This is a genomic window from Cryobacterium sp. MP_M3, assembly GCF_015752155.1.
GTDB lineage: Bacteria > Actinomycetota > Actinomycetes > Actinomycetales > Microbacteriaceae > Cryobacterium.
The window spans coordinates 74,467-80,567 of record NZ_JADOVI010000015.1 but is presented as its reverse complement, the minus strand read 5'-3'; the positions used below and the strand labels follow the sequence as shown (position 1 = coordinate 80,567).

The window sequence follows — 6,101 nt, the reverse complement described above, 5'->3', positions numbered from 1 at the left end:
GGACTCCGCGGGCCCACTCGGTTCAGGACTTCTCTCGTCGGGCATCCTCGGGTCGATCATTCGGAGGATCCAGGCCGCCATCGGCAGCAGCTCGCCAGAGAAGGATGTCCGGGTTCGCGGTTTCGAGCGGCTTTGACCGTCAAGCCGTAACTCACCTGAGCCGGTATCGCAGGGCGACCGCTCCCGACCGGAACTCATGGCGGTCCACGAGCTCGAGCTGGATGCGCTCGCGCAGACCGGCGAGCAACGTCGGCCCATGTCCGGCAAGGACCGGCTGCACAAGAAACTCGTACTCGTCGATCAGTCCCAGATCGGCCAATGCCAGGGGGAGCGTCACGCCACCCACCCAGAGGCCCTCGCCTGACTCCTGCTTGAGCCGCTGAACCGCTTGCCCCAAGTCGCCTCGCACCAGCTCGGCATTCCAATCGACCCCGCTCAGCGTGCTCGACACGACGTACTTCTTCGCCCGGTCGATGGTCTCCGCGAACGGGATCTGCCACTCATCCATCCAGTCAGGCCACGCGCCCGTGGCCGGCTTCCGCCACGCCGACTCCATCATCTCGTAGGTCACCCGGCCGAATAGCAGGGCATCGGCTCGCTCCATCTCGGCGGTCCAGAAGCGCATCGACTCCTCATCCGGGGGGAGCCCTGACTCGTGATGGCAGCAGCCGTCGAGCGTGACGTTGATCGAGTAGCGAAGTGGTCTCATCTCGTTGCTCTCCCTTGATGCGCGCACCGTGTTCACCGGACCGTACTCAAACGATGGGCGGCACCGTTTCTCATCGGCGTCCTGATCGCACCCACATTAACACCGTGCGAACCGGGCCGCAGCCACTGCCATGGCGCACAACCGATCGCCGGAATGCGAATGTATTCTGCGAGGGGACTTGGAAGAGAGGAATCATCATGATCACCAATCGATCGAGAACTCGCACCCGAGAGGACATTCAGGTGGTCGCCCTGTCGGAGCACGAGTGGAGGATCAGTGACCGCAGGATCGCGACCGACAATGCGCTGTCCCTCGTCGGCTTCATCGACAAGAACCGCGGCGCCTACGAGGTCATGGAATTCGTGGATCCCGTCGAATACGCCCGGTTCACGAGTCTGGAGGCCGCCATCTCATATTTCGTCACTGCAACTCCGGACGCCGCGTACTGAGAGCATCACCGCCAGCCCTGGTTACGCACTCTTCATCTTCGGCTCGATCAGCAGCGCGCTCGAGGGCCTGTACGAGGTCGCGTGATTCGTCGGCGGCGCGGTGGGGGCTGCCGACAGCGCTGCCCGGCGGGCGGGCGGCTGAACAGCCGGCGAACGCCGGCGTGGGGATCAAGCGGGTGCACCACTGCGACAAGGAAACGGGCCGCGGATTCGCCGGGTTGACTTCACAAGAAGTCCGAAATGGACTGTCACGCGACAAGATGTGCCCCCAGGCAGATCCGAACTACCGCCCCTGCCTCCGGAGGGCGAATTGGGCCGTTTTGCCGTTTCGCTGATTTGGGGAAAGTCCTGATTGAGGGCACATTATGATCACGCCGTATCGGTCTGAATCAGGCTGGTCTTCCCTCAAGTGTTGCCATTTTGTTGCCACAAACAAGGGTATTCATCAGGAAAAATCGGGGCGTGGTGGAGTTGATGGTCGTTTTGGAAGGCCCTTGGCGAAGATGCGTTCGAGGAGCAGGACGGCGCGTTCGGTCAGAGCGTCTCCTGGATAGAAATCTTCGAAGAGCTGCTCTGCGGCGGCGACTGTGTGGATGTCGTTTAGGACGAGGAGGTGAACGATGTCTTCGGTGTCGCGACCGGGCCTCGCGGCGTTGAGCTTCATCGCCAGAAGAGCCTCGATGGGTGCAATCCAGATGGACACGTTCTCGTCGTCGAAGAGCGATTCCCATTCGACTGAGCGCCCCCAGCGCGGTATGAATATGGTCGCTTTGTCATTGAGCCAATCGGCCGGCCAATCCCGTTCGCTCGCGATCTGCCTGATGATGGGCTCGAGCTGGTCTAACGGTTGGATCTGGGCATCAATGTCGGCGGTAGTCGCACGTTCGAAGTAGGCGATCCGGAGCGCGGCTCCACCAACGATCCGGATAGACACGTCACGGATGCCGGTCTTACGCGCTCGCGTCACGACCTCACGAAGGCCCGAAACGAGGTCATGGAGATCGAGTGGGCCGGCCATCAGACGCTGGCCAGCGTTTCTCGTTCAAGGAGCACGTTACGACGCAGGAACGCCAGCGGCACGTTGGTCGGGTCGGGCTCGAGGTCGTACTCGCCCAGCTGCGGTGACTGCGGGCTGGGAAGAAACCGTTTCGGATCGTTGATCCAGTGCGCCTTGGGCAACTTTCCCTTGCTGAGCCAGTGCTCAGCGACGGCGGCCAGGGCGGCATCCCACGCAGCGGACCCGGTCGAGGCTGGCTCGACGAAAGTCAGAATGACCCGATCGGCTCCGGCCACGCGCGCGAGCTGGTCGGAGTAGTCGAGGAAGACACGCAAGGCGGCATCTCGTCCCGGCCCGCGGAGAGCACTCGCGATCCGATCGGCCGTGTCGACAGCATCCGGCCCGATGCCTGGGACAGCGACAAGACGGTGGCCGGTTTGCTGAAGCAGACGTTCCAATGTGTCGACGGTGGGGACTCTGCGGCCGCTCTCGATCGATGACACGTCGGGCTGGCTCGTGAGGGCGCGGGCGGCGAGATCGGCCTGGCTGATGCCGCGGCGCTGGCGGGATGCGCGGAGCAGAACTGATGCGGTCATCAGATCACCAACCTTTCTCCTGCCATATCTAAGTAGATATACCAGTGTAACTGGTCGTACGTGTTGCTGACCAGGGACCTGTTCGTTTGGGTATTCGTTTGCCTATTCGTTGAGAGCGAATAGGCAAACGAATGGTTTAAGACGATATTTCCCTGATCAGCCACCACACCCTCGCTGCGCTCCCTTCCCAACCCCCCACACCCAACGGCACTGTGTAGGGGGTTGGGAAGTAAAGGTGTGGTGGCTGATCAGGGAAATGGAAATGGAAATGGAAAATGAGAATAGGGGAGGGAGAAGAAATGAAAAGAGAAAGACAGAAACGAGAAGGTAAGAGTGGAGACGAGGAGTCCGAGATAGGCGGCTAAGGGAGAACTCTGAATAGGAGTGCTGAGGCGAGAAGGGGAGCGCGGGCAGTTCGTGAGGCTGCAGATGGAACAAAAGTACTGGCGAGGCGAGTGGTTAGTCACGATCATTGCGACGGAGCACACCGGCCGACGAATCGACCTCGTTCCGGCGATTGATCGATTCGGCCGCTTGTCGGTCGTTCGGGGGACGATGTCCTCGACGTCGACTCGGACAGGAGCTGGATCGTGGGAAGCATCACCGCCTATCAAGTGGCCTCGGGCAAAAGGTATCGGGTGCTCTATCGCCGGCCGGACCATATCCAGACGCAGAAGCGCGGCTTCCGCACCAAGCGTGATGCGGAACTCTTCCTCGCGAACATCGAGGTCAACAAGAGCCGCGGAGCCTACGTCGATCCCTCGAAAGCACGGGTGCTCGTGGGGGAGTGGCTCGACCTCTGGATGGACAGCCGCTCGGACTGGCGCGCCACGTCCAGGGAGCGGGCGCGCGGCATCGTCGTTCGGCACATCCGGCCCCAGTTGGGCAACTACCCGCTCGGCGCACTCATCCATCAGGCCGTCCAGGCCTGGGCGAGTGGGCTGTCCAGGACGCAGGGACCAGCAAGCGTGCGCAAGATCGTCAACGTGCTGTCCGGGAGCCTGTAGATGGCCGTCAAAGACGGCAGGCTCGCGTCCAATCCGGCCCACGGCCTCAACCTGCCGAAGGTGCACAAGGCATCGAAGCGCTACCTGACGCACGAGCAAGTTCGGGACCTATCCGCGGCGGTCGACGTGATCGGGCGAGGCATGTACCTCGGGCACTCCAACGGCTACGGGCTGCGCGCGAAGGTGCTCGCCTACTGCGGGCTGCGCTGGGGCGAGGCCTCCGGGCTGCGGGTGCAGGACATTGACTTCGTGCGCGGCCGACTCGAGGTGCAGCACACCGTGGTCGAGATCGACGGATTGCAGATCGAAGGCCAGCCCAAGGACTATGAGGCCCGCTCGATCCCGGTGCCGGCGTCGATCCTCGCGGATCTGCGTGTGCTCGTGGACGGTCGGCAGGGCGGCGAGCCTGTCCTCGCTGCAGCCCGCGGTGGATGGCTGCGCGGGAGGGTGTTTCGCCGGGGCTGGCTCGACGCTGCCGCGGAGCAGGTCGGCATCGCCGGGCTGACGCCGCACGAACTGCGGCACACGGCGGCGAGCCTGGCGATCAGCGCCGGGGCGAACGTGAAGGCGGTCCAGAGGATGCTCGGACACGCCTCCGCCGCGGTAACCCTCGACGTGTACTCGGACCTCTTCGACAGCGACCTGGATGCCGTTTCATCGGCACTCGATCAACTCATCGTTCAGAAGAGTGGTGCCTCTAACCGATCGCTCGACCAAGACCCATAAGGCGCCCATCGGATGGAGTTGAACGACTGTGAAAGGTCACGATCGTGAGTCCCCGGGTTGGCTAGCTCTTGAGCGGTTTCCAACGCGGCACTTCTTGTACTGTGCGCGGAGGCGCTTTTCGGAGCCGGGTAGATGATCTGAAGTACAAGAACGCCAATGATGCATCGACCATTACGCCGAGCACGACGTCAAATATCAACGGCGGTGGCCCAGTGGCTGCAACGACCACGCCGTTGGCGGAGTTCAGCACGAGCAGCGTTCCCATGATGTATCCGGCTCGGGGCCTGGAAGTCATTCTCCACCAGGCGCGGGGTGGCTCGATGGGTTCGCCCAATCCGCGGAAGGATCGCACTCCTCCAAAGTAGAGCAGGACGGTCAGCGAGTTTGCAACGACGGCATACATCGGATTCGGGAACATAAGCGGTCGGATCACGATTTCGATAGCGAGGACCGAGACCACTCCGACGACGATGTAGGCGACCTTCCAACGCGTCTTACGCAGGCGAATCATGGCTTGAGCCTACGGTCGAGGGCGATCGACCCAGACCACGTTTGACGTGAACACGCATCGGGATCGAGACGAGTGCCTCAGTGCGACCGTTGCTATGAGTGCGTGCCGATTCTGCAACCGCGGGACGTATTTCGGGCCGTTTTGACAGCCTTCGATCAGCTCGTGGCTCAGAAAAGTGTTGCCAAAATGTTGCCACGAGCGATTCCGGGCTGAAATCTCCTGAGAAGAACTATCTTCTGATCAGGAATTTATTGGTGTGCCCCCAGGCAGATTCGAACTGCCGCCCCTGCCTCCGGAGGGCAGTGCTCTATCCCCTGAGCTATGGGGGCCAGGGAAAACACTAGGTTATCAGCATCCTGAGGCCCGGTGGTTCGCCTCGACCGTGAACGGCCGGTCGCACGTCGCGAAAAAGGACCGCCAACGGCGACCGTCCGGCTACTGGAGGTGCGAAAGTGCGGCCGACATGAGCTTCTCGGCATCGCCCGGCTCAACGAAACCCGGAGAGCTCAAAGTGACCCAGTACTTGGCCGTGAAGACCTGCGCTTCGCCGATCCCGGCCTTCGTGGTGAAGAAACCGGACACCGGCGCGGCGCCGTAGGTGGGGACGGGGTTGCTCGAGGCGATGGCCTGGTCGGTCAGTGACGTCATCAGCACCGCGTTGGGCTGGGCAACCGAGATTTCAATGGTCTCGCCGCTGGACTGGTTCAAGAGGCCGCAGGCAAGGCCCTGGTAGGAGAGCGCGGTCTTGGCCGTTTCCGACGTCGCCGTGAAGTCGGGGGCCGTCCCGGTGTTCTGGTTGTACTCATAGACGTCGTTCGGGGTGAGCACCTCGTCGCAGGTCAGCGCCACCGCGGCGCCGGCCGGGGTGGGCGTCGGGGTCGGAGTCGCCGTAGCGCTGGGGGAAGCGCTCGCCGAAGCGCTCGGTGTGCTGCTGCCCGAGGCCGACGGCGTCGCCGCCGGGGAGCATCCGGTCAACGCGGCGAGGGCGAGGGTGCCGGTCGCGAGGACAAGGCCGGCGCGCAGGCGCCGGCTGCGGAGGAGAGAGGGCGAGAAGGTGTCAGTCACGGGTTGACCTTACCAAGCAGGGGGCCGATAACCGGGCCGGT

At 62.8% G+C, this 6,101-nt stretch carries 8 protein-coding genes and 1 tRNA gene; 3 read left to right on the top strand and 6 right to left on the bottom strand.

From position 1 onward, the window contains the following. Positions 1-151 precede the first annotated feature (151 nt). Positions 152-709 (bottom strand): dihydrofolate reductase family protein, encoded by a 558-nt coding sequence (locus IWX89_RS15265; protein WP_196904395.1) that lies wholly within the window; start codon positions 707-709, stop codon positions 152-154. A gap of 197 nt (positions 710-906) precedes the next feature. Between IWX89_RS15265 and IWX89_RS15260 the strand changes: the two genes are divergently transcribed. Then, positions 907-1,158 (top strand): hypothetical protein, encoded by a 252-nt coding sequence (locus IWX89_RS15260; protein ID WP_196904394.1) that lies wholly within the window; start codon positions 907-909, stop codon positions 1,156-1,158. Positions 1,159-1,603: 445 nt separating this feature from the next. Here the strand turns inward: IWX89_RS15260 and IWX89_RS15255 are convergent, their stop codons facing one another. Further along, positions 1,604-2,176, bottom strand: a complete 573-nt coding sequence (locus tag IWX89_RS15255) for a DUF6036 family nucleotidyltransferase (RefSeq protein ID WP_196904393.1) — start codon at positions 2,174-2,176, stop codon at positions 1,604-1,606. Beyond that, entirely contained in the window at positions 2,176-2,751 is a 576-nt protein-coding gene (locus tag IWX89_RS15250) for a helix-turn-helix domain-containing protein (RefSeq protein WP_196904392.1), read from the bottom strand. Before IWX89_RS15250 ends, IWX89_RS15255 begins: the two co-directional genes overlap by 1 nt. A gap of 590 nt (positions 2,752-3,341) precedes the next feature. Here IWX89_RS15250 and IWX89_RS18835 point away from each other — a divergent pair. Continuing rightward, positions 3,342-3,758 carry an Arm DNA-binding domain-containing protein gene (locus tag IWX89_RS18835; RefSeq protein ID WP_196904391.1) on the top strand — a complete coding sequence of 139 codons (417 nt, stop codon included), beginning with the start codon at positions 3,342-3,344 and terminating at the stop codon, positions 3,756-3,758. After that, the gene (locus tag IWX89_RS15240) at positions 3,759-4,484 is read left to right on the top strand and encodes a site-specific integrase (protein WP_196904390.1); all 726 of its coding nucleotides are present in this window, start codon (positions 3,759-3,761) and stop codon (positions 4,482-4,484) included. It abuts the gene before it with no gap. A gap of 61 nt (positions 4,485-4,545) precedes the next feature. Here IWX89_RS15240 and IWX89_RS15235 read toward each other — a convergent pair whose 3' ends face one another. The 3 genes from IWX89_RS15235 to IWX89_RS15225 form a co-directional block, all read right to left on the bottom strand. After that, entirely contained in the window at positions 4,546-4,995 is a 450-nt protein-coding gene (locus IWX89_RS15235; protein ID WP_196904389.1) for a hypothetical protein, read from the bottom strand. Between the two features lie 257 nt (positions 4,996-5,252). Then, positions 5,253-5,324: transfer RNA gene (locus tag IWX89_RS15230), tRNA-Arg, on the bottom strand. A gap of 106 nt (positions 5,325-5,430) precedes the next feature. Then, positions 5,431-6,060, bottom strand: a complete 630-nt coding sequence (locus tag IWX89_RS15225; protein ID WP_196904388.1) for an iron ABC transporter ATP-binding protein — start codon at positions 6,058-6,060, stop codon at positions 5,431-5,433. Positions 6,061-6,101: the final 41 nt, after the last annotated feature.